This is a genomic window from Acetobacter cerevisiae (assembly GCF_001580535.1).
Taxonomy (GTDB): Bacteria; Pseudomonadota; Alphaproteobacteria; order Acetobacterales; family Acetobacteraceae; genus Acetobacter; species Acetobacter cerevisiae.
This window is the reverse complement of sequence record NZ_LHZA01000140.1, coordinates 1-24,766: the sequence shown is the minus strand read 5'-3', so window position 1 is coordinate 24,766 and position 24,766 is coordinate 1. Positions and strand designations below refer to the sequence as shown.

Genomic DNA, 24,766 nt, shown 5'->3' with positions numbered 1-24,766 from the left:
CGTTCGTTCCGAGACGAGTGGAGAGAGTGAAGGACGCGCCCTCATAAAAAATCCCGCCCGGACAAAACGTACCGGGCGGGATTAAAAAACGCGCAGTTAAGAAGCGGAAATTCAGGAAACCTGCTTCACCCAGTCATGCGCGTCATCCGCGCGGCCATACTGGATGTCGCACAGGGCTTTACGAAGGGCCGTGGTGACCTCGCCGGTTTTGCCCTCATTGATCACGCAGGTGCCTTCAGCGCTTTTCAGCGTGCCGATGGGTGTCACAACCGCAGCCGTGCCACAGGCAAAGACTTCTTTCAGGTGGCCGGATTTGGCATCGGCGTAAAGCTGGTCAATCGCATAGGGTTCTTCACGCACCGTCAGGCCTTTGTCCCGCGCCAGCGTCAGCAGGGAATCCCGCGTAATGCCGCGCAGAATGGTGCCTTCCAGCGGGGGCGTGAGGATGGTGCCGTCATCAAACACCATCACGATGTTCATACCACCCATTTCCTCAATCCATTTGCGTTCAACCGCATCCAGGAACAGCACCTGATGGCAGCCATTTTCCTTGGCTTCCATCTGGGCTGTGAGGCTGGCTGCATAGTTGCCACCGCATTTGGCTTCACCCGTGCCACCGCGGGAGGCGCGTACCGTGCGTTCTTCCACCCACACGCTCACCGGGCCGGCATCCTTGGAGAAATATTCCCCGGCTGCGCAGGCAATCACCAGAAATTTGAACTCAGAAGCAGGTTTCACACCCAGAGCAGCTTCCGTCGCAATCATGAAGGGGCGGATATACAGCGTGCCAACGTCAGCCGCCGGAATCCAGTCCTTGTCGATGGTGACGAGCTGCGTCACGGCATCCAGAAACAGCTCTTCCGGCACCTGTGCCATGGCCATACGTTCAGCAGAATGGCGGAAGCGGCGGGCGTTGGCATCCGGGCGGAACAGCAGGGCTTCACCATTGGGGGCGCGGTAAGCCTTCATGCCTTCAAAAATTTCCTGCGCGTAGTGCAGGACAGAGGCAGCCGGGTCCAGCGTCAGCGGCCCGCGCGGCAGGATTTGCGGCGTGTGCCAGCCCTTGCCTTCCGTGTAGGTGACAACGGCCATATGTTCGGAAAAGACGCGGCCAAAACCGGGGTTGGCAAGCAGGGCGGCCCGCTCTTCCGGGGAGACCCGGTCGGCTTTTGGCGTAATCTGGAAAGCGGTCTTGGTAGGGGTGCTCATAACGTCTGGCGTCTCCGCGGCCTGCTGTGCAGTGTGTCTGTGCCTGCATTGACAGGGTTTGTTGCGATGGTGGCGGTTAAATAACATGATCATAAGTGTGTTGCCAGAGCAGGGCCATCGTCCCCATATCAGCTTCACGCTTGCGGTCTGGCTGTTTCCTGCGCGCCCGACCCGGATTTTTCCCCACTGGCTGTGACCATGAAGGGCCTTTGCATGACCTCCTTTTCCCTGCGGCAAACCTACAGCCAGTTGCTTGACCATTTTTATGCCTCCGCAGCTCTCTCGCCGGTTGCAGCGCCTCAACTGATCAAACTGAATGTTCCTCTGGCCAAATCTCTGGGGCTGGACCCCGTCTGGCTTTCCGGGCCGGAAGGTGTTGCCATGCTCTCCGGTTCTCATATGCCGCCCGGTGTGCAGCCGCTTGCGCTGGCCTATGCCGGGCATCAGTTCGGGCATTTTGTGCCGCAGTTGGGGGATGGCCGGGCGTTGCTGCTGGGGGATGTGACGGACGCCAGCGGGCACGTACGTGAAATTCAGCTGAAAGGCTCTGGCCGCACCGCCTATTCGCGCCGGGGAGACGGGCGCGCCGCACTCGGCCCCGTGCTGCGGGAATATGTGGTGAGCGAGGCCATGGCCGCGATGGGGATCCCCACAACCCGCGCTCTGGCCGCAGTCGTGACCGGCGAGCAGGTCATGCGTGAAACCCCTCTGCCGGGGGCTGTGATGACCCGCGTGGCCGCTAGCCACATCCGGGTAGGGACGTTCCAGTTTTTTGCGGCGCGTCAGGACCTTACGGGTCTGCGGCTACTGGCTGATTACGCCATAGCCCGCCATTATCCCGATGCAGCCCAGACTCCGGCTCCTTATCTGTCTCTGCTGGAGCAGGTGATTGCGGCACAGGCTGATCTGGTCGCGCAGTGGATGCTCAAAGGCTTCATTCACGGCGTGATGAATACCGACAACATGGCTATCTCTGGCGAGACGATTGATTACGGACCCTGCGCCTTCATGGAGCAGTATGACACCTCTACGGTGTTCAGCTTTATTGATGAACGCGGGCGCTACGCGTATGGCAATCAGCCTAGTATGGCCCTGTGGAACCTGACCCGTCTGGCAGAAGCGCTCCTGCCGTTACTGGCGGATGATGAAGAACAGGCCGTGCCCGTTGCGCAACAGGCCCTCGCTACGTTTGAAGGACGTTTTCAGGAAACTTATCTGGCTGGTCTGCGGGCCAAGCTGGGGCTGAACACAGTGCAACCGGAGGATGCCGCCCTTCTGCGCAGCTTGCTGGAGACGATGCAGGCGGAGGAAGCGGACTTCACACAGACCTTCCGCGCCCTTAGCTCCGAGGGTGCGATAAACGGGGAGACTGTGCCAGAGCCCCTCGCTGGGTTTGGGGCGTGGCTGGGCCGCTGGCGGCAGCGTCTGGCGCAGGAGGGGGAAGTTTCCGTCTCAACTCGCGTAGACGCCATGAAGCAGGTCAACCCGGCCTTTATCCCCCGCAATCATCTGGTGGAAGCTATGATCAAGGCGGCGGTGGAAGAGGGTGATTTCGCGCCGTTTGAAGACTTGCTCGCCGTTTGCACCCATCCATATGACGACCAACCGGGCAAAGAGGCCTATGCTCGCCCGGCACAGGCCAGTGAGCGGGTGCGTTATACGTTTTGTGGAACCTGAGGGAACGGCCTCATGCAATCCCGTCCACGCTGACAAACTTCCTGCCGTCCGCGCCTTCTTCCACACGGGCGTGGACGCGATAAACTTCGCGCAGCAGGTCAGGGGTCAGCACCGCAGCAGGTGGGCCGGAGGCAACCATCTGGCCGTCATGCAGCACCGTCACAAAGTCTGTCATGTTCAGGGCAATGTTCAGATCATGCAGGACCAGCACGATAACAAGCTGATGGGCAGTACTTTCCCGACGCAAAATATCCATCACGGCAAACTGGTGGTGCAGGTCCAGCGCGCTGAGGGGTTCATCCAGGAGCAGAGTGTCTGGCTTACGGCTGAGTGCCTGCGCCAGCCCGACCAGTTGCCGCTGACCGCCGGAGAGTTCGTCCATGGCCTGCATGGCGAGCTGCGGAATACCGAAGAGAGTGAGGCTTTCCAGCGCGGACTGAATGGCGTCTTCTTCCGGCGCGTCAGAGGCCGAAAGAACGCGGGCACGGTCAGCCGTCTTACGGGCCGCTATCAGGGCTTCCAGAACCGGGAGATGCACCGCAGCAGGCAGGGCCTGTGGCAGATACAGGCAGCGCGCAGTGCGGTCTGTCAGGCTCATACCGGACAGTTCAGCACCATTTAGCGTGACGCAGGCGGAGGACGGCACCAGTCCGGCCATGGCACGCATCAGGGTGGATTTGCCGCTGCCATTCGGTCCCAGCAGAGCGCAGACCGAGCCGGGCCTAAAGGGGCCAGCGGTCACGTCCTGCAACACGATGCGCCTGCCATACTGCACCGTGACATGTGTGGCGCTTAGCCCGGCTTGGGGGGAGGGGGCCGACGTCATGATAAGCCGCGCTGCCGCAATACGATGCTGAGGAAAAACGGAATACCCACCAGTGCCGTGACAATGCCCGTAGGAATAATCACACCGGGGATCAGCATGCGGGCTGTCACAGAGGACAGTGAGAGAATCAACGCGCCCGCCAGCATGCTACCCGGCAGATAAAAGCGATGATCTTCCCCCAGCAGCCTGCGGGCAATATGTGGTGCCACCAGCCCCACAAATCCGATAATACCAACAAATGAGACCGCAAGAGCGGAAAGCAGGCTGACCCGTAACAACGCGCCCCGGCGCACGCGCGGCACATTCACACCCAGACTGGCGGCGCGTTCTTCCCCCATGCGCAGGGTGGTCAGGCTCCATGCCGCCCGGAAAGAGAATGGCACGACAAGTGCGCCCATTGCCGCCAGCAAGCCAACTTTGGGCCATGTGGTGCGCGTCAGGCTGCCCATGGTCCAGAAGACCAGATCCTGCAACGCATCCTCACTAGCCATAAACTGCATGAGGGACACCAGCGCCTGAAACGTAAAAACAAGCGCAATGCCAAACAGCACCACCGTGCTCGTGCGCGCATGGCGCAAATGCCCGACCACATCGAGCAGAAAAACCGAGCCAATGGCGCAGACAAACGCATTACCCGCAATCAGCCAGGTATCAGGCAGCCCCGGAAGATGTAGCCCTAATACGAGGGCAAGTGAGGCCCCGAAGGCCGCAGCCGCCGAGACGCCCAGCGTAAATGGACTGGCCAGCGGATTGGCCAGAATGGTCTGCATTTCAGCACCGGAAAGCCCGAGGGCCGCTCCCACACAGACCGCCATCAGCGCGTAAGGCAGACGGATCTGCCAGACGATAATCCGCTGGCTGGCAGGCACAGTGGAAGGGTGCAGGAGCGTATGGATAAGCTGTGCGGGGGAAAGTCCGGCGGGCCCCAGAGAGAAATCCAGCAGCACAGAAAGGCAAATAGCGCCGCCCAGAATGGCCAGAATACTCAGCCGGCGGGCCAGCAACGCCTGATAGGCGGCTCTGATCTGCGCCAGCGACGGCGTGCCGGAAGGCTGAGAGGGGCCAGAAGGGCGGAGGGCTGTCATGTTCTCTGCCTAGCATCCGTTGCTGTATGATAAAACCATACGCACCGCATGAGCTGCACTGCTGCGTTCTTGACGCCACAGAGGATAAAAGGCTTTTACTCGCGCTTTCCGTCCCGCCTGAAAAAAGTAGAACAGTTTTGAAGCAAACCGGCACGCCTCAGCCCGATTCAACGCCTGCCGGGACTCTTTCTGGCACGTCTCTGGTTTTTGTTGCTGCCGAGGAGCATGCCGGAGACCGTGTGGATCGCTTTGTGGCCGCACAGTCCGGCACACTGTCCCGCTCGCGCGTCAAAGCGCTGATTGAAGAGGGGCATCTGGCAGGCAATGCGGCCCCTATCACAGAACCCGCCGAGACCGTGCGGGCGGGTATGACTTATGTTCTGACCATTCCCCCCGCCACACCTGCTGTGCCGCAAGGCGAGCGCGTGGAATTTGACGTTCTGTATGAAGATGCGGATCTGATTGTGCTCAATAAGCCGGCAGGCCTTGTGGTGCATCCCGCCCCGGGGAACGAGACCGGCACGCTGGTGAATGGCCTGATTGCCCATTGCGGGGAAAGTCTGAAAGGCATTGGTGGGGAGCGGCGGCCCGGCATCGTGCACCGGCTGGACAAGGATACATCCGGCCTGATGGTGGCCGCCAAAACGGAGCAGGCGCACCTCGCACTCTCGGCCGATTTTGCCGCCCGACGGATAGACCGTGCCTATCTGGCCTTTTGCTGGGGCTGCCCGCAGCCAGCGGAAGGCGAGTATGAAGGTGACATTGGGCGGGACAAGCGGGACCGCAAACGCATGACTATTGTTACCCATGGTGGCAAATGGGCGCTCACCCGCTACCGTACCTTGCAGGCCTTTGAGATGGGCGCGGCGTTGGTGCAGTGCCGCTTGGCAACAGGCCGCACGCATCAGATCCGGGTGCATTTTGCGGCGAATGGTCACCCGCTGATGGGGGACCCGGTTTATCTGCGGCGTATTCCGGCAGCGGCCAAAGCCCTTTCCTCCACGGCGCGGGCGGCGGCACTGGATTTCCCCCGGCAGGCCCTGCATGCGGCGCGTCTGGGTTTTACTCACCCTCGTAATGGGGAGCAGATGCTGTTTGAAGCCCCGATGCCCGAGGATATGCTGGCTCTGGGTGAAGCGCTGGGGCTTAATCCAAAGAAAGCGGTGATCGCCTGACTTTATCAAACCGGATGCGTTTTTAAACGCCCCACGGGGAACTTTCCGGGGCTGCATGCGTCAAAGGCACTATGCCAGTCCTTTCCGCCCGGTTCCGAGTCTGCCTCTTCGCCTGAAAGGCAGAAAGCAGTCATGCCCTAAGCAAACTGCGGGTTTGCGGGGATTTTCTTGACAGAAATGTAATTCCGGCGCACCGTCAACGTCCTTTCCGACATGTCCGCAAGGCCGTCGGACCGGGTGTTTTTTCCTTCGCGCTGCCCATTCGGGGGGCGAGGGAAGAGGACATAATTTTTATCCGCTTGTTAACCGGAAACTTGCCTAACTCTACGCAACGCTTATCAGATTTTCACGGAACCTGAGGCGCTGCAGGGAGCTTTCCAGTTAAGAGGAGTGCTCAGTCGATGGTCTCATCTGTCATCAATGTTGGTCCTGAAAATAATCTTTCAAGATATCTTCAGGATATCCGTAAATATCCCCTTCTCACTCCGGAAGAAGAACTTCGTCTTTCCCATTTGTGGAAGGACAAGGGCGATGTAAAGGCCGCGCACAAACTGGTGACATCTCACCTGCGGCTGGTTGCAAAAATCGCTATGGGTTACCGGGGCTATGGCCTGCCGGTGAATGAACTCATCAGTGAGGGCAATATCGGCATGATGCAGGCCGTGCGCCGGTTTGACCCGGACAAGGGCTTCCGTCTGGCAACCTACGCCATGTGGTGGATCCGTGCGGCCATTCAGGAATACATTCTGCATAGCTGGTCTCTGGTTAAAATGGGCACCACTGCGGCTCAGAAGAAACTGTTCTTCAACCTGCGCCGCCTGAAAGGGCAGATGCAGGCGATTGATGACGGTGACCTTCAGCCCGAACAGGTGAACAAAATTGCCACCACGCTTGGCGTGTCCGAGCAGGATGTGGTGAGCATGAACCGCCGTATGGCCGCGCCCGACCACAGCCTGAACGCCCCCATGCGGGCTGATCAGGATAATGAGTGGCAGGATCGTCTGGTGGATGATCAGGTCAATCAGGAAGAAACCTACGCGGAAAACGAAGAGCTTTCTGGTCGTAAAGCCCTGCTTGCCAACGCCATGAGCTCTTTGAACGAGCGTGAGCGGCACATCTTTACGGAACGTCGCCTGACGGATGAGCCGTCTACGCTGGAAGATCTGGCCCATCAGTATGGTATCTCGCGTGAGCGCGTGCGCCAGATTGAAGTCCGGGCTTTTGAAAAAGTTCAGGCCGCGATGAAGAAAGAAGTCGAAGCCCGTCGCGGAGCAGCACAGGAGGGCTAAGGCCCTCCTGAGTTCCTATGACGACACGACGTACCTTCCCCGACGCTCCTGTTGGCCTGACAGGCCAGCATGTCCAGCTTGTGCCCCTGTCCCTCACTCATGTGGAGGGACTGCGGCAAGCTGTGCAGGATGGAGAGCAATGGAAAGTCTGGTGCACCTCGGTGCCAAAACCCGAGGCCATGCTGGCTGAGGTTGAGCGCCGTCTGGATTTGCAGCAGCGCGGCACCATGCTGCCTTATACGGTGGTCAGCCTGCAGGATAACCGCATCGTCGGTATGACGACCTTCATGAATATCGATAAGGCCGGCCCGCGCGTGGAAATTGGCTCCACATGGTATGCGGCCTGTGTGCAGAGAACGCCCGTCAATACGGAAGCCAAGATGCTTCTGCTCTCCTATGCGTTTGAAACGCTGGGCTGTCTGGCAGTCGAGTTCCGCACGCATTACCTCAATCAGCGCAGCCGCCGGGCCATTGAGCGGCTGGGGGCTAGGCTGGATGGTATTTTGCGCTGCCATCAGCGGCTTCCCGATGGCTCACTGCGCGATACCTGCGTGTATAGCGTGACTGCGGCAGAATGGCCCGCGGTGCGCAACCATCTGCACTGGTGTCTGACGGAAAAATATCAGCATCATCAGGCTGTAAGCTCTGGCCTTCAGGCGCGTGCAGCATCCTGAATGAAGAAGGTCGCGTCCGTCCGCCCGTTCCATGTTTCCGAACGCAGATAGCCCGCCAGATGGACGGGTGGACGCGTGCTGTCTTCCAGCCCAATAGCCAGTGGATTATCATTCGCACGGAACAGCAGGGCTTTCAGGCGGCCACCATCCTGCCCTTTCAAAAGTAGGCGCAAGGTGTTGCCATCCCGCCCAATCCGGTCTGAGCGGATAATTTGTGCATTGGAAACCGCAATGAGCGGCTCAGCATTGCCCGCGCCAAACGGGGCGAGCATGGCGAGATTTTCCGCGAGTTCAACCGTTGCACCCGAGACAGACAGTGCGACATCCAGCGCAACATCCACCGTATCCGGCAGGACTGCGGCATCGGCCAGCCGTTCATCCAGAAAGGTGTGGAAGCGCTCAATGTTTTCCGCAGGCAGAGAGAAACCTGCGGCCATGGCGTGGCCACCACCGCTGGTCAGCAAACCGGCCTGACGCGCTGCAATAATCACAGTGCCGAGATCAAGCCCCGGCACAGAGCGCCCGGAGCCTTTAATGGAGCCATCTTCCTGTTCCGCACCCACTAGCGCAGGGCGGTTAAACTGTTCCTTGATGCGGCCAGCCACAATGCCGACCACGCCGGGGTGCCAGTCTTTGCCAGTCAGCAGAATAACCGGGTGGCCTGCTTCCCGCTGTTCGGCTGCCTGTGCCATAGCGCGGTCCAGAATTTCAGCTTCCACGCCCTGACGGCGACGGTTCACCGCGTCCAGACGCTCCGCCATAGTGCGGGCGTCATGCGCGTCTGTGCTACGGAGCAGGGTCAGCCCCAGTCCGGCTTCGGCAATACGGCCACCCGCATTAATGCGCGGCCCAAGCGCAAACCCACAGGTAAAGGCATCCGGTGCTTTGGTCACACCGGCAATTTCCATAAGCGCGTTCAGGCCGGTGCGCTGGCGACGCGCCATGATTTTCAGGCCCTGCGTCACAAAGGCACGGTTTAGCCCATGCAGCGGCATCACATCGCACACGGTGGCAAGGGCAACCAGATCAAGCTGGCGCATCAGGTCCGGTGCGGGCTGCGCGTCATGAAACCATCCGGCAGTGCGGAGGTCCCGGCTGGTGGCAACGGCCGCCAGAAACGCGAGAGCTGCGGCGCAGATATGGCCAAGGCCAGAGGCACAGTCTGGCCGGTTCGGGTTTACCGTCGCCAGAATAGGGGGCAGGGCATCTTCGGATTTATGGTGGTCGAGAACAATCAGGTCGGCCTTACCAGCCAGTTCCCCCAGAACAGACCCGGCAGCCGTGCCGCAGTCTACGCAAATAATCAGTGAGGCTCCCTGCGCCACAAGCCCTTCCAGAGCCGGCACGTTCGGGCCGTAGCCCTCCGTCATGCGGTCGGGAATATGTGTGTGAACAGTGCAGCCGAGTTCTTCAAAAAACGAGGCGAGGATGGCGGAGGCGCACGCACCATCCACGTCATAATCCCCGAAAATCCCGATAGTTTCACCCTGCTGGACCGCCTGCGCCATGCGGGCAGCGGCTTTATCCATATCCTGCAAGCTGGATGGGTTAGGAAGCAGGGCGCGGAGTTTCGGGTCGAGAAAATGGGCAGCCTGTTCCAGAGGAATGCCGCGCAGGGCTAAAAGCCGCCCGACAATTTCCGGAAGGCCTGCCCGCTGGGCAATGGCCGCCCCCATGCGGAGCAGGGCGGGGTCTTCCGCCCCGTCCCGCCAGACCCATCGGCGGCCTGTCAGGCTGCTTTCCACGCCAAGGGCCGCGCGGGCCTCTGGCATGGGGGGGAGTGTGTCCATTTTCTCAGGCAATAAAACGTTCATTCTGGTGGGTGAGCGCCTTATTGCGGGGTCCAGGTTTTGGTTTTGAAGTTGTGATAGCCTTCAATAAACCGCACGGTGCCGGACTTGGAACGCATGACCAGAGAATGCGTGACGGCATGGTTCGGATACTGATGGATGCCCTTCAGCAGCGTGCCGGACGTTACACCCGTGGCGGAGAACAGCACGGAGCCAGCGGCCAGATCATGCAGGCCAAGCTTGCGGTCCGGGTTTTTGCCGGGGTTCATTTTCTGGGCGCGCTCGCGCTGGCTGTCATCTTCAAACAGCAGGCGACTCTGCATCTGGCCGTTGACGCAGCGGATTGCCGCAGCCGCCAGAACGCCTTCCGGCGCACCGCCTGAGCCTGCGTAAATATCAACCTGACTGGTATCCAGACACGCGGCAATCGCCCCGGCCACATCCCCGTCAGTCAGCAGGCGAACACGAGCGCCCGCTTCGCGCGCTTTGGCAATCAATTCTTCATGCCGTTCACGGTCCAGCGTGCAGAGAACGAGGTCCCGGATTGCTTTACCCTTGGCTTTGGCCAGATTGCGCAGGTTGTTTTCAATGGAGGAGTCAAGATCCACCACGCCTTCGGGCAGGCCGGGGCCGACTACGATTTTGTCCATGTACACATCGGGTGCGTGCAGGAAGTTGCCCTTTTCGGCCAGTGCCACAACGGTAATGGCGTTGGGCATGTCCTTGGCGCACAGATTGGTGCCTTCCAGCGGGTCCACGGCAATATCCATGGCCGGGCCACCAGAGCCGACTTTCTCGCCGATATACAGCATCGGCGCTTCGTCCATCTCGCCTTCGCCGATCACGACGGTGCCATCAATAGCCACGGTATCAAACGCCGTGCGCATGGCTTCAACAGCAGCACCGTCAGCGTCGTTTTTCTTGCCACGGCCTGTCCAGTGGGCAGAGGCCAGAGCAGCAGCTTCTGTTACACGGACCAGTTCAAGGGCCAGATTGCGGTCAGAAACCACAAAACTCGGAATCGGCTCAATCGCGTCAGACATTCTAGAGATAATCCTCTCTGTTTAAGGCCAGGGCTGGGCTTTTATAAGACGCTCAGTCCGTTTCAATCCGGATCATCACCGGCGTATCCGTCACCACATCCAGGCCATCAATCCGCGCGACAGCATCCTGCATGGCGGCTTCAGACGTCTGATGCGTCACCAGTACCAGTGGCACATAAGGATCGGCATCATTCTGCTCCGGCGTGTGCTGCAACATGCTGCGGAGAGAAACGCCGCAATCACGCAGGACAGCCGTGATGTCCGCAATCACACCGGGTCGATCTTCCACGAGTAAACGCAGATAGAACGCACCAGTGCCTGCAGAAACCGGGTTAGCCTGCAAAGGAGGCGTATCTGTGGCCTGAACACCCCAAACAGGGATGGTATGTCCGCGGGCAATATCAATAAGGTCAGCCGCAACAGCACTGGCGGTGGGGCCAGCCCCCGCGCCACGGCCTTCAATCATCAGGCGGCCAGCAAAAGCACCTTCTGCGACGACGGCGTTAAACACGCCATCTACCTGCGCGATGGGCGCATTTTCCGGCACAAGGCAGGGGGTCACGCGGGCTTCAAGCCCATCATCACCCATGCGGGCCATGCCCAGCAGTTTGATGCGATAGCCCAGCGTGCGGGCAAAGGTGAGGTCCAGCGCGCCAATGCGGCGGATGCCTTCCACATGCAGTGATTCAAACGCCACCGGCTGCCCAAAGGCCAGGCCAGCCAGAATGGTCAGCTTGTGGGCAGCGTCCAGACCGTCAATATCGGTGGAGGGATCTGCTTCCGCATAACCCAGCTGCTGCGCATCGGCCAGAACGGTGCCGAAATCCTTCCCGGTTTCCCGCATCACGGTCAGGATATAGTTGCAGGTGCCGTTCAGAATGCCGCCAATCCGCAGTAGACGGTCTGCCGCCAGACCTTCGCGCACCATTTTAATGGCAGGAATACCGCCCGCAACGGCGGCTTCAAACAGCAGTGGTGCAGATTTTTCAGCACTCAGCCGGGCAAGAGCCGGCCCATGAATGGCAAGCAGAGCCTTGTTGGCGGTCACCACCGGCTTTCCGGCAGCAAGGGCGGCTTCCACCACAGCGCGCGCCGTGCCTTCTGAACCACCAATCAGTTCGACCACCACATCCACGTCCGGGTCGGCGACCAGATCGGTGGCGTTATCGTACCAGCGCATGCCAGACAGATCGACCCCACGGTCCCGCGTGCGGTCGCGGGCGCTGACGGCGGTGACTTTCAGCGGGCGGCCCGCACGGGCTGTGACCAGATCCGCATTGGTGTTCAGCAGCCGGATAACACCAGCGCCAACTGTGCCGAGACCAGCGAGACCAAGACGAAGGGGGGAAGTGGAAAAAGAAGACGTCACGATTCAACAGGCTCCGGCTTGCTGGCAGAAGAAGGAGGCGCTTTTACGCCATGGGCTGAAAGAAAACCACGAATGGCACGGGTGGCCTGACGTAGACGCTGGGTGTTTTCCACCAGCCCGATCCGCACATAGCCTTCCCCATGCTCACCAAATCCAAGGCCGGGGGCCACGGCCACACCAGCTTCTTTCAGCAGAAGTTTGGAAAATTCGACGCTACCCAGTTCCCGGAACGGTTCGGGGATGGGGGCCCATGCAAACATGGAGCCTTCTGGTGAGGGCACATCCCAGCCACCAGCATGCAGGCCACGGATCAGCACATCTCGCCGATCTTTATACAGGGCACGGATATCCGCCACGCAGTCCTGCGGGCCGTTCAGAGCCGCCACGGCTGCAACCTGAATGGGCGTAAAAGCCCCATAATCCAGATAGGATTTAATGCGGGTGAGGGCGGCAATCAGCCGCTCATTCCCAGCCGCAAACCCCATACGCCAGCCGGCCATGCAGTAGGTTTTGGAGAGTGATGTGAACTCGACCGCAAAATCCTTGGCCCCCGGCACAGCCAGAATGGAGGGCGGCACGAGGTCGCCGAAATAGATTTCTGCATAGGCGAGGTCAGACAGGATGAAGATTTCTTCACGCCGGGCAAACGCCACGAGTTCCTTGTAGAAATCCAGATCCGCCAGATAGGCCGTAGGGTTGGATGGGAAGTTGACAATCAGTGCCGTCGGCTTGGGCACGGAATGGCGCACAGCCCGCTCCAGCGCCCGCAGCATGGTGTCATCCGGCGTGGCGGGAATGGAGCGCACAGAGGCTCCGGCAATAATAAAGCCGAACTGATGAATGGGGTAGGACGGGTTTGGCACCAGAATGGTGTCACCCGGGCTGGTAATGGCAGAGGCCAGATTAGCCAGCCCTTCCTTGGACCCCAGTGTCGCGATCACTTCGGTATCCGGGTTGAGCTTCACGTTAAAGCGGCGCTCATAATATCCGGCCAGAGCCTTACGCAAGCCCGGGATGCCTTTACTGACGGAATAGCCGTGCGCCCGCGGGTTTTGAACAGTTTCAACCAGTTTCTGCACAATATGCGGCGGGGTGGGACTGTCCGGGTTGCCCATGCCGAGGTCAATAATATCCTCGCCCCGCGCTCGGGCTGCCGCTTTGGCCTGATTGACAGAGGCAAAAACATAAGGCGGCAGGCGGCGGATACGATGGAATTCTTCGGTCATGGACTTCAAATGCCCTTGTTAGGAAAGGGGTCAGACCCCGCACGATTACGGGGGAAAAACATAGTAATCGCAGAAACAGAACAGGCAACCGCCCCAATGGGATAATCTGTTCTCAACTATGAGATTATCCCACCGGCAGGACGGAGAAAGGGATCAGGGCGTCGTGGCAATTCGTGCGCCCATGCCAAACGCATCCCCCCGGATGTGAATGGCGGAGGCGGGCACGTTCAGGCTGATCAGCTTTTTGGCAATATTCTGGGCGCGCAGCAGTCCAAGCTGCACGGCGTCAGCCTGATCCTGCGCATCAAGTGAGGCAGCAGACCCAAAGCCCCGCACATAGAACGGCCCATGCGGTGTCTTGGCGACCAGCTTTGCAAACGCGTCATCCTGCCCGGAGGAAATCTGGTCGGACTGCGGAACGCAATGAATCGCCGTGCCTTTGGCGTCGGACAGATCATAATTGGGGCGAACGGCATCCGGCACATAGGCGTCTGACGGAACATCAAACCCGGGGAAAGACGGCGGCGTGGGCGGCCCTGCCGGAATTTGCGGAATGGCGCTGGCCGGAGTGGGGGGCGTCTGCGCGGTAGATTTCACCTCAGGCAGTCCGACTTCCGGCATGGCGACTTCGGCGTCCTGCTTGCCAGCTTCGGTCTTTTTCCCGGTTTTGGGCGGAGTGCCGGAGTCAGGTGAGGGGGCAGACGGAATGGCGGACTGAGCGCTTTTCCCGGCAGAGGCAGCTGTGGCGGCAGTCTGCTGTGGCGGGGCGTCTGCGGCATCCATAATAGCCCCGGCTGTGCCTTCCGGGAGTGTCGCGGGTTGCGGAGCGTCGTTTCCAGCATGCGGTGCCGTACCTGTTTTTGGTGTGGCTGATGCAGCAGCACCGGGCGGTGGCGGGATTTCGGGCATCAGGGTGCCGTTGGCCGCCACAGTGCGGTACATCAGGTTCCGGTCACGGATCAGCTGTTGCGTGATCAGGGACCGTGCCTGAGGGGAGGGGACCTCCGGCGTTGTAGTCGGCGTCAGGCCCACATGTGGGTAGGGGTCATAAATACCGGGCGGCGGTGGCCGCTGTGCGGCAATGACGCCGCCACGCATATGCTGCATCCACTCAAACGTCGTATCGACGGGGTCTTTATGGCTGCATCCTGTCAGGCAGAGCACGCCTGTCGCCACCAGTAACCCGGACCGAAAAGGGTTGCCGGACTGAAAAGCCATGTAAACACGGTGCCGGAAAGGCCGGTCCTGTTCTGGGCACGCTTGCTGCATGACGTGACGGTTGCTCCGCTGGCAGGGTGAAAAACAGGGGGCACTCTACCCTCTTCGGGCCGTTGTGGCGAGATAGGGGATCACCCTCGCATGATTGCCCCTTGGCATGGGCGCGCAGGCAGAGCAGGATAAGAGACATGAACAGAGACACAGAACATGCGGAGACTGGCATGACGGGCATTTCCCCCTGCGATCCCATCCGGCTGGATGATGATAACCCGGAGTCCCCGGACGCACCGGAAAAAGAAGACGCCAAAACCCCGGCGGCCCCGGAAGGGGAGCTGGAGAACAAGCTGTTCAAACAGCGCAAAGTGCTGATTTTTGGCGGGATTAACGACAAGGTGGCCCGGGACGTCACAGCGCGTCTGCTGGCGCTGGCCGGTGAGTCGGACAAGCCGATTGATGTGTATGTGAACTCTCCCGGCGGACACGTGGAAAGTGGTGACACCATCCATGACATGATCCGCTTTGTCGATTCGGTGGCTCCGGTCAACATGATCGGCACGGGCTGGGTGGCCTCTGCCGGTGCGCTGATTTTTGCGGCTGGCCAGAAAGACCGTCGTTTCTGTCTGCCCAACACCCGCTTCCTGCTCCATCAGCCGATGGGCGGTGTGCGCGGTCCGGCAACGGATATCGACATCGAAGCACGCGAAATCATCAAGATGCGTGAGCGTCTGAACCGTCTGTTCGCCCGGGAAACCGGCCAGACGTATGAAAAAATCGTCAAGGACACGGACCGCAACCACTGGATGTCCGCCAAAGAAGCAATTGACTATGGTCTAGTGACAAAGATCATTTCGAAGCTTTCCGACATTCACTAAACGGAAGACCCGCGCTCCTCTCCTTCTGCGGAGGGAGAGGAGTCAGTTTGTTGTCCCGGGCCCTGCGTGGCCCGCTTCTGCTGTGGCAGGGGCGGGTGGCGTAGCGCCCCCAGTAAACGGGTTCCTGCCATGGGTTCTCTCAGCGATATCTATTCCCGCCTGCCAGACAGTGTGGATGATCTGCCCCCGCCGCCCGATAATGAGGCTGTGGTTGAGGCCGATTATAAAGCCCGCCACTGGCTCAGCCCTGTTAAAGGCCCGCTGAAGCCGGGGTCTGACGCGCATAAGAAGGCGATTGCGGCGATGTTCCGCGAAACCTTCAATCCGTATCGGCCTTCCGTCATTGACTGGCCGAAGCTGGACCCGGAAACGCTGCACCGCATCACTTCCCTGCCGATCTGGGATATTGCAGTGCAGACGGAGGGTAAGGCCCGCCTGCGTATGGCAGCTTATGCCCGTCTCGTGACCGATCCGGATATCAAAGACGCCATTTCCCGCAATGCGTGGGAAGAAAACCGGCATAAGGAAGTTCTGTCCAAGCTGGTTGAGGCCTACGGCATCAAAATGGCGCCGGAACCGCCGTACATTGAGCCGAAAGACGTTGAATGGGCCTATCTCGTCACTGGCTTTTCAGAGTGCGTCGATAGCTTCTTCGCGTTTGGCCTGTTTGAACTGGCCCAGCGTTCCGGCTTCTTCCCGCCGGAGCTGATTGATACGTTCGAGCCGGTGATGCAGGAAGAATGTCGCCACATTCTGCTGTTTGCTAACTGGCTGGCCTGGTATCGGGCGGTCATGCCCTGGTGGCGTCGTCCGTTCTTTGAGATGAAGGTCTGGGCGGTCTGGGCATTTCTTGCCTATGAACGCATGAGCATTGCCACCTCTGTGGATGATAAAGGCGAGGTCCACACGCAGGACAACAACTTTACCGTCACCGGCGCAAAAGATATTGCCAACGTTGATCTGAACCTGCCGGAATTTATGGATCTGTGTCTGGAAGAAGATGACCGGCGCTTTGCGGGCTATGACCCGCGCCTGCTGCGTCCCACCACAGCTCCGGCCATTGCGCGCGTTATTCGTGATGTCGGGCGTGGGTGGCAGTTTGTTTCCGGTCTGGTACGCGCCAACCGGCACTAATCAAGGTTGTGCGGGCAGGGAGTATTCAGCTTTCCTGTCCGCAACCGTGTCTCAGAGAGCCTTTTAGTTTTTTGCAGGGGCTCACGCTTTCCGCTTCATGCGTGCATGGGGATCAAGCGGGATTTTTATGAGGACCTGATTGAACGCCTTGGTGCTGCGGAAGAGCGTATCGCGGGGGTAATCCTGCGGTCTGAATACAAAGGTTTGCGGCGTATCGCTCTGGTTATCCAGAAGAAGCTGGGACTGGTCATTTTTGACTGCCTCCAGTCGGCTATGCGGGGCGACCGAAACAATCAGCCGATGCGCATCCGGCAGCATAAAGGCGACAATTACCCCCACGACATCTTCCATGCAGTTATTGAGTTGCTTTAGCCAATGGCGCGCTTCGGCATCTGTGAACTGGTTCGGTTGAGGCGTTGCGACGGCAATCTGGAAGGTGAAACCTATAAACTCATCTGATGTCAGGTTGGCCATTAAAGGCGGGTTTTCGGCCCATAGGGCCTTCGTCAGCGGCACAGTCAGTTCATCATTATCCGCATTGAATAGCGGGATGGGGCCGTTTTGGGTTTGCAGATGCAGGCCGGAGGCTTTCAGCGGTGCATCTTCGGGTTGGAGCCGCCCCAGCACATGGAGCGAAAGATTGGCCCGGTCTTGTTCAGGGAATGCGTTAAAGCGGTTGAAGACGCGCGCGACGGCGCGGTAGGTCTGAACTTGTACTGTGCGCGTGGCATGCACTTCTATATTTTCAGGCTGCGATGTCTGGGCGTATGTCGGGGAGAAGTACGCCCCGCAACAGGTCATCAGGAGCGAGAAAAAACTGAGTCTGCGCATTAAAAGCCGCCTCGCAGCATAAAAGGGACACCCCAAATCATACTGCTTCTTGTTTACCAAAACATGGACAATCTACGACTTGGGGAAAGCCTTTTAAACCGTATTACTATAGCGGCGGTAACGGAACGCAGGCGGTGTTGCGGGGCGCTCTGCGATGGCCTGCTCAATCCGGTCATGCGCCGGGGCGCGGTGGCAGACTGGGTCCGTCGCGTCGGCTTGTCCGGCCAATGCCAGAGCCTGACAGCGGCAACCGCCCCAGTCATCCTCTTTAAAGGCACAACTCTGGCACGGCTGGGGCATCCAGTCCGTGCCGCGATACAGGTTGAACAGCGGCGAGTCCTGCCAGATGGCTTCAAGCGAGTCTTCTGCGACGGAGGGGAAGGTCAACCCCGGAATACTTTCCGCCGCATGGCATGGCAGCACTTTGCCGGAGGGCGAAATATTGAGGAAACGCTGTCCCCACCCGCCCATGCACGGTTTGGGGCGTTCGGCGTAATAATCCGGTGTCACAAAATCAATCGCAAGCCGGTTGCCAAACCGCGCTCGTGCAGCGGCAACGGCCTGTTCCGTGGCTTCTAATTGTGCGCGGTCCGGCAGGAGGGCGTCCCGGTTGAGCAGGCTCCAGCCATAATACTGCGTATGTGCAATTTCCACCCGGCGTGCGCCCAGCTGCTCGGCCAGATCCAGCATGGCCGGCACGCGTTCCGCATTTTGCCGATGGATGACAAAATTCAGCGTTAGGGGCAGGCCGTCTTCTACAATCAGGCGAGCCGCTTCCAGCTTTTTGGCCTGAGCGCCTGCCATGCCGCCAATCCGCTCGCCTTCCTGCGCGTCCGCATCCTGAAAGGAGAGCTGGATGTGGTCCAGCCCGGCGTCAGAAAGCACCTTCAGACTGTCACGGTTCAGCAGCACGCCGGAGGTAATCAGATTGGTATAAAGCCCCAGCGACACCGCATGACGGACCAGATCAGCCAGATCAGGCCGGGCCATGGGTTCCCCCCCGGAAAAATGCACCTGCAACACGCCCATGGCGGCAGCTTCATCCAGCACACGCATCCATGTTGCGGTATCCAGTTCGCCTGCACGCGGGTCCAGTCGAAGCGGATTGGAGCAATAAGGGCATTGCAGCGGGCAGCGATGCGTCAGCTCTGCCAGCAGGCTCATGGGGGGCGGGGCTTTGATCATGGCAGAACGGGTCATGCCAGCAGCAGAACCTGCTTGTCGGCCAGTTCCTGCGTCATGCTCAAAACATCCTGTGCAATGACGTCACGCGGAGCAGAAAATTTGTCTGCAAGCTGGTCAATAATCTTCGCCAGAGAGCGTTTTCCGTTCACCAGTTGCAGAATTTCTGCCGCAACGGCATCGGCCAGAAACGCACGCTCTGGCGCCTGCACAAACCACTGTTCCCGCACGCGGTCATATTGCAGCCGTGTGCCACGGGCAAAGCGCGGCATACAGGTTTCCGCCAGAAGGGTGGCGGCTGTCATGCTGCATCCTCACTCGGACGGAAAGCCCCCGGCGGAATGCGGGCGGGCGTGACATAGGCGTAATCCAGCGCATCCAGCATGGACCACAGAGCGCCGCATTTGAACTTGAGCGCGCCAAGCACGGCCTGCTGTTCGGCTACAGTGCGGGCATGTTCCTTCACATAAGCCAGCGCAAAGGCCGAATCCTGCGGGGCCTGTGTCAGGCGCGGGGCGAAGTAAGCCAGCGTTTCTTCCGTAATAAACGCATAGTTCCGCAGCATGCCGGACACACGTTCACTGATAATGGTGGGAGAGAACAGCTCTGTCAGAGAGGACGCAATGGCCTCCAGAATGGAGCGGTCTCGCACAAAATGCACATAAGCTTCCACGGCAAAGCGCGTACCGGGGAGCAGGCCGTCCAGCGATTCCACATACGCACGGTCAAGCCCCAAACCATCGGTCAGCTTCAGCCAGCGGGCTACGCCGCCTGTGCCGGGTTCGGTCCCGTCATGGTCAATCAGCCGCCGCCGCCATTCCCGCCGCAGTTCTGCTGTGGGCAGGCGGGCAAGCAGTGTGGCGTCCTTGGCGGGAATGCTGGCCTGATAATAATAGCGGTTCAGAGCCCAGGCCTGCACCTGCCCCTTGTTCAACTTTCCATCATGCAAGGCACGGTGGAAGGGGTGCAGGTTGTGGTACCGTTCCGCACCAATAGCCCGTAAGGCAGCTTCCAGTTCGTCGGGGGAAAGCAGCCGGTCTGTCATAGTGTTATCCTCATGCCATCATAGGCGACATCCCAGCCTGCCTCTTCAACCTGCCTGCGTTCAGGCGTGTCGGCTAACAGAATGGGGTTGGAATTGTTGATGTGGATGAGCACCTTTCGGCCTACGTTCAGTGGGCGGAAGGCGGCAATCGTACCATCCGGCTCATCCGCAATGGACATATGGCCCATACGGCGGCCTGTCTTGGCGCCCAGTCCGGCACGGACCATCTCGTCATCCGTCCAGAGCGTGCCGTCAAAAAATACCACATCGGCCCCGTTCAGGCGGTCGCGCAGGGCGTCCGTCATCATGGCGCAGCCGGGAATAAAGAGAGCACGATGCTGGCCATCCGTAATGTCCAGACCGATGGTTTCCCCGTTATTCATGATCTCAGCCGGGTTTTCCCCACGCTCAGCATAAAGCGGCACTTTACCGGGGACGGAAAACGGCGTGATGCGCAGATTGCCGGGCATCAGAGACAGGGGCTCGTCAAGCACCATGGTCTTGCGCGGTATCAATGTGCGGTCCAGCGCATCAAAAATCGGGTTGGCGTCCAGCTGGGCCAGAACAGAGGCGGTGGCATAGAGCCCGTAAGCTTGCCGTTCCCGCATGGTCAGCAGCCCGGTAATGGCGTCAATCTCGCCACTGGTCAGCACCACACCGGCAATGGGGGTGGAACGCAAACCGTCTTTGGGGTGCAGGGCAGGGGTCTGGTTGATCTGGGCGCGCAGATCGGGCGAGGCATTGAGGATAAACCAGTGCTCACCATCCCCGCTTACGGCGAGGGACGCCTGCGTGCGGGCCGGGGCGTTTGGGTCTCCGGCGCGGGCGCGCTGGCAACCGGGCGCGTTGGAGTTCCACTGAGGAAAGCCGCCACCTGCGGCAGCGCCTAGAACAAGAAGATCAAGCATACGCGGCTTTTTAAAACAAAAATGCCGCCAGTGCGAACCTGATGCAGGTCGCGCTGGCGGCAGAAAGGCTTATTTCTTCTGGCCGCAAACGTAGCTGTTGATTTCAGCGCCAAGCGGGATTTCGGTGATTTTCGGTGTGGTCCAGGCCATGAGAACTCTCCGTTTATGGGTCATGTATCAGGCGGCCTCCTGTTCTGGCAAAAGAGCCAGAGGGAGGCTGGCCGCGCAGAAACGAGTGTGAGCAAAAGCCCGAAGGGTGCAACCCTGCACACAGAAATATGAGGTCTTTTTCATCCTTTTCACGGAAGTGTGAACAGGGATCCCCCCTGAACAGACGGCACACCAAAACGCGACGATTTGCTATTTCCGCCGCATGGCTTCTAAACACGGCCCGGCATAATGTGCCGTGCGCAGGCTATTTCAGGCGGGAGAAGGAAGCGTGAAGGCTGATGAATAGTCAGATCAAGGCGTTATTCAGACGGGTGTTTCGGAACACGGGCTATCTGCTGACAGGCAGAGGCGCCATGGCCGTGCTTGCGCTGGCCAGCACCGCTCTGGCCGTCCGTACGCTCGGGCTGGAGGATTACGGCGTCCTGCTGCTGATGAGTTCCTTCGTCATGTCCTGCGCGGTGGCGACACGCTTTCAGGCCTGGCAGCCTTTGCTGCAATACGGCACCTCTCTTTACAAAGCCGCCGAGAAAAAACCGTTTCAGACCCTTTTCCGCCATTGTACCATGCTGGATGCGCTTGGCGCGCTCATGGGGCTGGCCGTAGCGCTTTTCTCCAGTATCTGGCTGGCGCATCTTTCCGGTTGGGCGGCCGCCTATGGGCATATTCCGCTGTGGTATATGACCGTCATCCTGTTCATGAATACGGGCTGCGCCATGGGCGTCCTGCGGCTGGCCAACCGGTATGAACTGGCGGTTCTGGCGGATACGGCCAGTTCTGTCGTCAAATTCGTGGGGTGCGTGACAGGGTTTTTCCTGCACTGGACGCTGCCGGCTTTTCTGCTGCTTTGGTACTGCTCCACGGCTGTAGCGTTTGTACTGGATTATGGACTGGCCTTCTGGGTCATGGCGCGTTCTGACAAGCTGAAAGGGTTTCGGCTGGTCAATGTGCCATGGCTCAGCCCGATTAAAGGGATCTGGCGCTTTACCTTTTCCACCAGTCTGGATCAGGCGCTCGGACGTCTGGGCTCCCGCCTGACGGTGCTGATTGTCGGCGCGGTTTTAGGGCCGGAAAACGCCGCCATTTACAATGTGACATGGCAGATTTCCGACGGCATGGCGCGCCCGGCGCAAATGCTCACCCCGGCTTTGTATCCGGAACTGGTGGCATTGCGGGATAAACGGGACTGGGCCTCCATCCGTCAGGTCACCAACCGCATTTTGCAGGCACTGGCGATTTTTTCCGCTGTGGTGCTGGTTGTGGCCACGTTTGTGGGGCCATGGCTGCTGCATCTGCTGCTGACTGTCCCGTGGACAGGCACCCGCACGCTGCTGTTGCTGATGACCGTGACCGCCATTCTGGACCTGTGGGACGTACCGCTTGAGCCGCTACTGGTGTCTCTGAACAAGGCGCATCAGATTCTGATCGGCCGCATGGTGACGATGTGTTTCTCGCTCCCGTTGCTTTATGTGCTGGCCAGCGCATGGGGTATGACCGGTGCGGGATTTGCAACCCTCTTAAGCGAACTGGCCATTCTGCTGACACGTCTCGGTCCTTACCTTATTATGAACCGTAACAAATCATTTGAAGGCAAACCCGAAGCCTGAGACCTGTTCGGGAGCCAGAGCGCGAAAGCGGGGGGTGTGACCTGAGCCGAGCAGTTTTATCCGAGCCAGTCTGGATTCTGGATACAGGGCGGGTCGGAGAACAGGCACAGTGTCGGACGCTGGCGCAGGCGCTGGGGCTCCCCTTCCGGACAGTGCCACTTGGGCCCGCTTTTTCGTCGCCAGCCCAGTGGCCAGAGACCGCAGGGCTGCGTCTTATTCTGTCTTTTGGGAATGCGGTGCAGGCCGCTTGTGCGTTACGGGCGTCCTGCGTCGTAAGGCCATTGGTGGTGCATATCGGCCGGCCGAGCCATATTCCTGCCAAGGATCTGGATCTGATTATTCCGCTGCCGCAGGATGATTATCCTTCGGGGCCGAATGTTCTGAGAGTCTTGTGGCCCTTTAACGGGGCATCGCTCACACCAAAACCTGAGAGCACGGAATGCCAGCGCCATACAGGCACCATTGTGATGTATGGCGGCCCGTCCCGCCACTTCCGGATGGGGCTTGCGGAAACCCGCCGTCTGTTAATTTTTGCCCGCAAACTGGCGCATGCCAATCAGGAAGCACTGCACATCCTCACCAGTCCGCGAACACCGCCTGAAGCGGTGGCATGGATGCAGGAACAGGTGAAGACATACGGTACCGTCCTGCATGTCTTCCAGCCCGGTGAAGATGTGTTCGGCAGCTTTCTGAAAACTGGCAACCGATTTGTGGTGACTGCCGATAGTGCATCCATGCTGGCAGAGGCGTGGCGTAGTTGTGCGCCGGTCTGGCTGTTTCCTTTGCCGCAGCGCCAGACGCTCATGTCCCGATTGCAGCAGGGGGTGGACGTTCTGGGACTCCGGCCTCTTCGCTATTGGCTCATCGCGCGAGGGATCCTGGGAAGTGGGGCCAACTTCACACATTGGCATCGCACGCTGATCCGCTCAGGCGCGATCCGTTGTGTCGCCCCTTATCTGAGCGAGCAGGATTTACGCTGGGCACCAGTGCGGCATCAGGCCGATAAGGACCTTATGCGATGTCGAACCCGTATTCTGGCGCTCCCTATTCTAAAAAAGCATTATTGTAATGCGTCTCCAATCAACTGCGATGGAAAAAGCGTGACACATTCAGAAACCCTCACAGAACAGGCGATCCTGAACGGAACCTGCGCTGTGGTTGTGACCTATGGCAATCGGGTTGCATTTGTTGAGCAGGTTCTGCATGCGGCTTTTCAGGCCGGTGTCAGGCACGTGGTTCTGGTGGATAACGGAACAGCCCCCGCAGTTGCAGAAAACCTGAAAACAAGTGTGGCGATATGGGGTGCAGAGCAGGTGACGACTGTTCGGCTGGAGCGCAATGGGGGATCGGCGGAAGGGTTTGCCGCAGGATTTGCCGCAGCAGCACAAAGAGCGCAAACCCAACATATCTGGGCGCTGGATGATGACACCGTTCCCCATCCTGACGCACTCAAAGCTCTCGCCCGCACATGGCGGCTTATGGGTGGAAAACCCTCCTGCTGTCTGGCCAGCTTTCGTCAGGACAAGCGCACCTACATCAAGCTGGTTGAAAACAACAAACCCAACGCCATTCAGCCCAATTCCTTTTTTGGCTTTTCCGTTCAGGCTCCTTTTCAGAAAAAAACGGTCGCACTCTGGAAGAAGGACGGGCTGGAATGTCGCGCCATGGAAATGGGCGCCTATGGCGGCTTATGGTTTCATAAAGACTGGGTGCAGCGTATTGGCCTGCCGGATGTACGCTTTTTTCTCTATTTTGATGATTATGACTATACATTACGCATAACCCGTAACGGAGGGGCGCTGTGGATGTGCAGCAATAGCGCTCTAAGGGACCTTGAGCAATCCTGGACACAGACCCCTTCCTGCCTTCATCCCTGGCTACAGGAGCAGCAAGGGATAATTCGCCCCTATTTCGCTTTGCGGAACCGCGTTTTTATTGAGAAAAACAGTATAGATTGTAGGCTGATTTATAATCTCAATATGGTTCTGTTTCTGTTTATAAAAGTTCTGTGTCGCACCCCGCGCGGCGTCCTCTACCACCTTCAGCACCCCGTTAAAATGGTGCGCCGCTGGCGCCTGCTGGTCGGGGCAATCCGGGATGGTCTTTCAGGCAACTTTGAAAACAGGATTTTAAAAGACCAATAACTGGCCTGAAAAAAAAGCGGCAGGCCCTGAGGGGACATGCCGCTGATAGACGTCAAAAAACATTCAGGTGTTTATTCAACACCAATCATGACATCAGATGCCTTGATGAGTGCTGTCGCCTGCTGGCCAATTTTCAGGCCGAGATCTGCCACGGCTTCATTGGTGATGGATGCCATCATGACCGTCCCGCCCGGCAGTTCCAGACTGATATGAGAGGTTGTGGCCCCTGGCTGAATGGCGACAATTTTACCGGTAATCTGGTTACGTGCGCTAGAGCGTTTTCTGCGCTGAATG

Annotated in this window: 23 protein-coding genes; 8 read left to right on the top strand and 15 right to left on the bottom strand. The window is 59.1% G+C overall.

The window, feature by feature from the left end:
* Positions 1-111: 111 nt before the first annotated feature.
* The gene (locus tag AD928_RS06885; RefSeq protein ID WP_062249355.1) at positions 112-1,209 is read right to left on the bottom strand and encodes a branched-chain amino acid aminotransferase; all 1,098 of its coding nucleotides are present in this window, start codon (positions 1,207-1,209) and stop codon (positions 112-114) included.
* 213 nt (positions 1,210-1,422) lie between these two features.
* Between AD928_RS06885 and AD928_RS06880 the strand changes: the two genes are divergently transcribed.
* The gene (locus AD928_RS06880; RefSeq protein ID WP_062249353.1) at positions 1,423-2,886 is read left to right on the top strand and encodes a protein adenylyltransferase SelO; all 1,464 of its coding nucleotides are present in this window, start codon (positions 1,423-1,425) and stop codon (positions 2,884-2,886) included.
* A 10-nt stretch (positions 2,887-2,896) separates the two neighbouring features.
* On the opposite strand, the gene AD928_RS06875 is transcribed toward AD928_RS06880, so the two are convergent.
* Together AD928_RS06875 and AD928_RS06870 are read right to left on the bottom strand one after the other, a co-directional pair.
* Positions 2,897-3,712 (bottom strand): ABC transporter ATP-binding protein, encoded by an 816-nt coding sequence (locus tag AD928_RS06875; RefSeq protein ID WP_062249350.1) that lies wholly within the window; start codon positions 3,710-3,712, stop codon positions 2,897-2,899.
* A complete protein-coding gene (locus AD928_RS06870) occupies positions 3,709-4,797 on the bottom strand; it encodes a FecCD family ABC transporter permease (RefSeq protein WP_062249348.1) in 1,089 nt (362 codons plus the stop codon). The genes AD928_RS06875 and AD928_RS06870 overlap by 4 nt, the downstream gene beginning before the upstream one ends.
* A gap of 200 nt (positions 4,798-4,997) precedes the next feature.
* Here AD928_RS06870 and AD928_RS06865 point away from each other — a divergent pair, with 200 nt between their 5' ends.
* The 3 genes from AD928_RS06865 to AD928_RS06855 all read left to right on the top strand — a co-directional run bounded on the left by AD928_RS06865 (position 4,998) and on the right by AD928_RS06855 (position 7,935).
* Positions 4,998-5,972 carry an RluA family pseudouridine synthase gene (locus AD928_RS06865; protein WP_062249399.1) on the top strand — a complete coding sequence of 325 codons (975 nt, stop codon included), beginning with the start codon at positions 4,998-5,000 and terminating at the stop codon, positions 5,970-5,972.
* Positions 5,973-6,373: 401 nt separating this feature from the next.
* Entirely contained in the window at positions 6,374-7,261 is an 888-nt protein-coding gene (gene rpoH, locus AD928_RS06860; RefSeq protein ID WP_062249345.1) for an RNA polymerase sigma factor RpoH, read from the top strand.
* Between the two features lie 17 nt (positions 7,262-7,278).
* The gene (locus AD928_RS06855; protein ID WP_062249343.1) at positions 7,279-7,935 is read left to right on the top strand and encodes a GNAT family N-acetyltransferase; all 657 of its coding nucleotides are present in this window, start codon (positions 7,279-7,281) and stop codon (positions 7,933-7,935) included.
* Here AD928_RS06855 and recJ read toward each other — a convergent pair.
* The 5 genes from recJ to AD928_RS06830 all read right to left on the bottom strand — a co-directional run bounded on the left by recJ (position 7,914) and on the right by AD928_RS06830 (position 14,581).
* Complete coding sequence (gene recJ / locus AD928_RS06850) at positions 7,914-9,707, bottom strand: single-stranded-DNA-specific exonuclease RecJ (RefSeq protein ID WP_233419993.1); 1,794 nt, start codon at positions 9,705-9,707, stop codon at positions 7,914-7,916. The genes AD928_RS06855 and recJ overlap by 22 nt on opposite strands.
* Positions 9,708-9,766: 59 nt before the next feature.
* A complete protein-coding gene (gene glpX, locus AD928_RS06845) occupies positions 9,767-10,768 on the bottom strand; it encodes a class II fructose-bisphosphatase (RefSeq protein ID WP_062249339.1) in 1,002 nt (333 codons plus the stop codon).
* Between the two features lie 52 nt (positions 10,769-10,820).
* Complete coding sequence (locus AD928_RS06840; RefSeq protein ID WP_062249337.1) at positions 10,821-12,137, bottom strand: homoserine dehydrogenase; 1,317 nt, start codon at positions 12,135-12,137, stop codon at positions 10,821-10,823.
* Positions 12,134-13,363, bottom strand: a complete 1,230-nt coding sequence (locus AD928_RS06835) for an LL-diaminopimelate aminotransferase (protein WP_062249334.1) — start codon at positions 13,361-13,363, stop codon at positions 12,134-12,136. Before AD928_RS06835 ends, AD928_RS06840 begins: the two co-directional genes overlap by 4 nt.
* Positions 13,364-13,516: 153 nt before the next feature.
* Positions 13,517-14,581, bottom strand: a complete 1,065-nt coding sequence (locus tag AD928_RS06830; protein WP_233419992.1) for a hypothetical protein — start codon at positions 14,579-14,581, stop codon at positions 13,517-13,519.
* A 188-nt stretch (positions 14,582-14,769) separates the two neighbouring features.
* On the opposite strand from AD928_RS06830, the gene AD928_RS06825 reads away from it, so the two are divergent.
* Both AD928_RS06825 and AD928_RS06820 read left to right on the top strand, forming a co-directional pair.
* The gene (locus AD928_RS06825; protein WP_179193783.1) at positions 14,770-15,453 is read left to right on the top strand and encodes an ATP-dependent Clp protease proteolytic subunit; all 684 of its coding nucleotides are present in this window, start codon (positions 14,770-14,772) and stop codon (positions 15,451-15,453) included.
* Between the two features lie 129 nt (positions 15,454-15,582).
* A complete protein-coding gene (locus tag AD928_RS06820; protein WP_062249332.1) occupies positions 15,583-16,587 on the top strand; it encodes a ferritin-like domain-containing protein in 1,005 nt (334 codons plus the stop codon).
* Between the two features lie 81 nt (positions 16,588-16,668).
* Here the strand turns inward: AD928_RS06820 and AD928_RS06815 are convergent, their stop codons facing one another.
* From AD928_RS06815 to pqqA, 6 genes are all read right to left on the bottom strand, one after another.
* On the bottom strand, positions 16,669-17,418 hold the full coding sequence (locus tag AD928_RS06815) for a DUF2987 domain-containing protein (RefSeq protein WP_156470132.1): 750 nt from the start codon (positions 17,416-17,418) through the stop codon (positions 16,669-16,671).
* Between the two features lie 93 nt (positions 17,419-17,511).
* Complete coding sequence (gene pqqE, locus AD928_RS06810; protein WP_156470134.1) at positions 17,512-18,603, bottom strand: pyrroloquinoline quinone biosynthesis protein PqqE; 1,092 nt, start codon at positions 18,601-18,603, stop codon at positions 17,512-17,514.
* A gap of 11 nt (positions 18,604-18,614) precedes the next feature.
* On the bottom strand, positions 18,615-18,905 hold the full coding sequence (gene pqqD / locus AD928_RS06805) for a pyrroloquinoline quinone biosynthesis peptide chaperone PqqD (RefSeq protein ID WP_062141737.1): 291 nt from the start codon (positions 18,903-18,905) through the stop codon (positions 18,615-18,617).
* Entirely contained in the window at positions 18,902-19,645 is a 744-nt protein-coding gene (gene pqqC, locus AD928_RS06800; RefSeq protein WP_062249325.1) for a pyrroloquinoline-quinone synthase PqqC, read from the bottom strand. The genes pqqD and pqqC overlap by 4 nt, the downstream gene beginning before the upstream one ends.
* On the bottom strand, positions 19,642-20,553 hold the full coding sequence (gene pqqB / locus AD928_RS06795; protein WP_062249322.1) for a pyrroloquinoline quinone biosynthesis protein PqqB: 912 nt from the start codon (positions 20,551-20,553) through the stop codon (positions 19,642-19,644). Before pqqB ends, pqqC begins: the two co-directional genes overlap by 4 nt.
* Before the next feature lie 69 nt (positions 20,554-20,622).
* Entirely contained in the window at positions 20,623-20,703 is an 81-nt protein-coding gene (pqqA, locus tag AD928_RS06790) for a pyrroloquinoline quinone precursor peptide PqqA (protein WP_043550231.1), read from the bottom strand.
* A gap of 296 nt (positions 20,704-20,999) precedes the next feature.
* Here pqqA and AD928_RS06785 point away from each other — a divergent pair, with 296 nt between their 5' ends.
* Positions 21,000-22,328, top strand: a complete 1,329-nt coding sequence (locus tag AD928_RS06785; RefSeq protein WP_062141734.1) for a lipopolysaccharide biosynthesis protein — start codon at positions 21,000-21,002, stop codon at positions 22,326-22,328.
* Entirely contained in the window at positions 22,325-24,472 is a 2,148-nt protein-coding gene (locus AD928_RS15210; protein WP_306308881.1) for an ELM1/GtrOC1 family putative glycosyltransferase, read from the top strand. Before AD928_RS06785 ends, AD928_RS15210 begins: the two co-directional genes overlap by 4 nt.
* Before the next feature lie 71 nt (positions 24,473-24,543).
* Here the strand turns inward: AD928_RS15210 and AD928_RS06770 are convergent, their stop codons facing one another.
* The gene (locus tag AD928_RS06770) at positions 24,544-24,765 is read right to left on the bottom strand and encodes a TOBE domain-containing protein (RefSeq protein ID WP_062249320.1); all 222 of its coding nucleotides are present in this window, start codon (positions 24,763-24,765) and stop codon (positions 24,544-24,546) included.
* Position 24,766: the final 1 nt, after the last annotated feature.

What these genes read in the sequence shown, in the direction of transcription:
- AD928_RS06885 (WP_062249355.1), bottom strand. Translation starts at nt 1,209, where the DNA reads ATGAGCACCCCTACCAAGACCGCTTTCCAGATTACGCCAAAAGCCGAC.
- AD928_RS06880 (WP_062249353.1), top strand. Translation starts at nt 1,423, where the DNA reads ATGACCTCCTTTTCCCTGCGGCAAACCTACAGCCAGTTGCTTGACCAT.
- AD928_RS06875 (WP_062249350.1), bottom strand. Translation starts at nt 3,712, where the DNA reads ATGACGTCGGCCCCCTCCCCCCAAGCCGGGCTAAGCGCCACACATGTC.
- AD928_RS06870 (WP_062249348.1), bottom strand. Translation starts at nt 4,797, where the DNA reads ATGACAGCCCTCCGCCCTTCTGGCCCCTCTCAGCCTTCCGGCACGCCG.
- rpoH (WP_062249345.1), top strand. Translation starts at nt 6,374, where the DNA reads ATGGTCTCATCTGTCATCAATGTTGGTCCTGAAAATAATCTTTCAAGA.
- AD928_RS06855 (WP_062249343.1), top strand. Translation starts at nt 7,279, where the DNA reads ATGACGACACGACGTACCTTCCCCGACGCTCCTGTTGGCCTGACAGGC.
- recJ (WP_233419993.1), bottom strand. Translation starts at nt 9,707, where the DNA reads ATGCCAGAGGCCCGCGCGGCCCTTGGCGTGGAAAGCAGCCTGACAGGC.
- glpX (WP_062249339.1), bottom strand. Translation starts at nt 10,768, where the DNA reads ATGTCTGACGCGATTGAGCCGATTCCGAGTTTTGTGGTTTCTGACCGC.
- AD928_RS06835 (WP_062249334.1), bottom strand. Translation starts at nt 13,363, where the DNA reads ATGACCGAAGAATTCCATCGTATCCGCCGCCTGCCGCCTTATGTTTTT.
- AD928_RS06830 (WP_233419992.1), bottom strand. Translation starts at nt 14,581, where the DNA reads ATGGCTTTTCAGTCCGGCAACCCTTTTCGGTCCGGGTTACTGGTGGCG.
- AD928_RS06825 (WP_179193783.1), top strand. Translation starts at nt 14,770, where the DNA reads ATGAACAGAGACACAGAACATGCGGAGACTGGCATGACGGGCATTTCC.
- AD928_RS06820 (WP_062249332.1), top strand. Translation starts at nt 15,583, where the DNA reads ATGGGTTCTCTCAGCGATATCTATTCCCGCCTGCCAGACAGTGTGGAT.
- AD928_RS06815 (WP_156470132.1), bottom strand. Translation starts at nt 17,418, where the DNA reads ATGCGCAGACTCAGTTTTTTCTCGCTCCTGATGACCTGTTGCGGGGCG.
- pqqE (WP_156470134.1), bottom strand. Translation starts at nt 18,603, where the DNA reads ATGATCAAAGCCCCGCCCCCCATGAGCCTGCTGGCAGAGCTGACGCAT.
- pqqD (WP_062141737.1), bottom strand. Translation starts at nt 18,905, where the DNA reads ATGACAGCCGCCACCCTTCTGGCGGAAACCTGTATGCCGCGCTTTGCC.
- pqqC (WP_062249325.1), bottom strand. Translation starts at nt 19,645, where the DNA reads ATGACAGACCGGCTGCTTTCCCCCGACGAACTGGAAGCTGCCTTACGG.
- pqqB (WP_062249322.1), bottom strand. Translation starts at nt 20,553, where the DNA reads ATGCTTGATCTTCTTGTTCTAGGCGCTGCCGCAGGTGGCGGCTTTCCT.
- pqqA (WP_043550231.1), bottom strand. Translation starts at nt 20,703, where the DNA reads ATGGCCTGGACCACACCGAAAATCACCGAAATCCCGCTTGGCGCTGAA.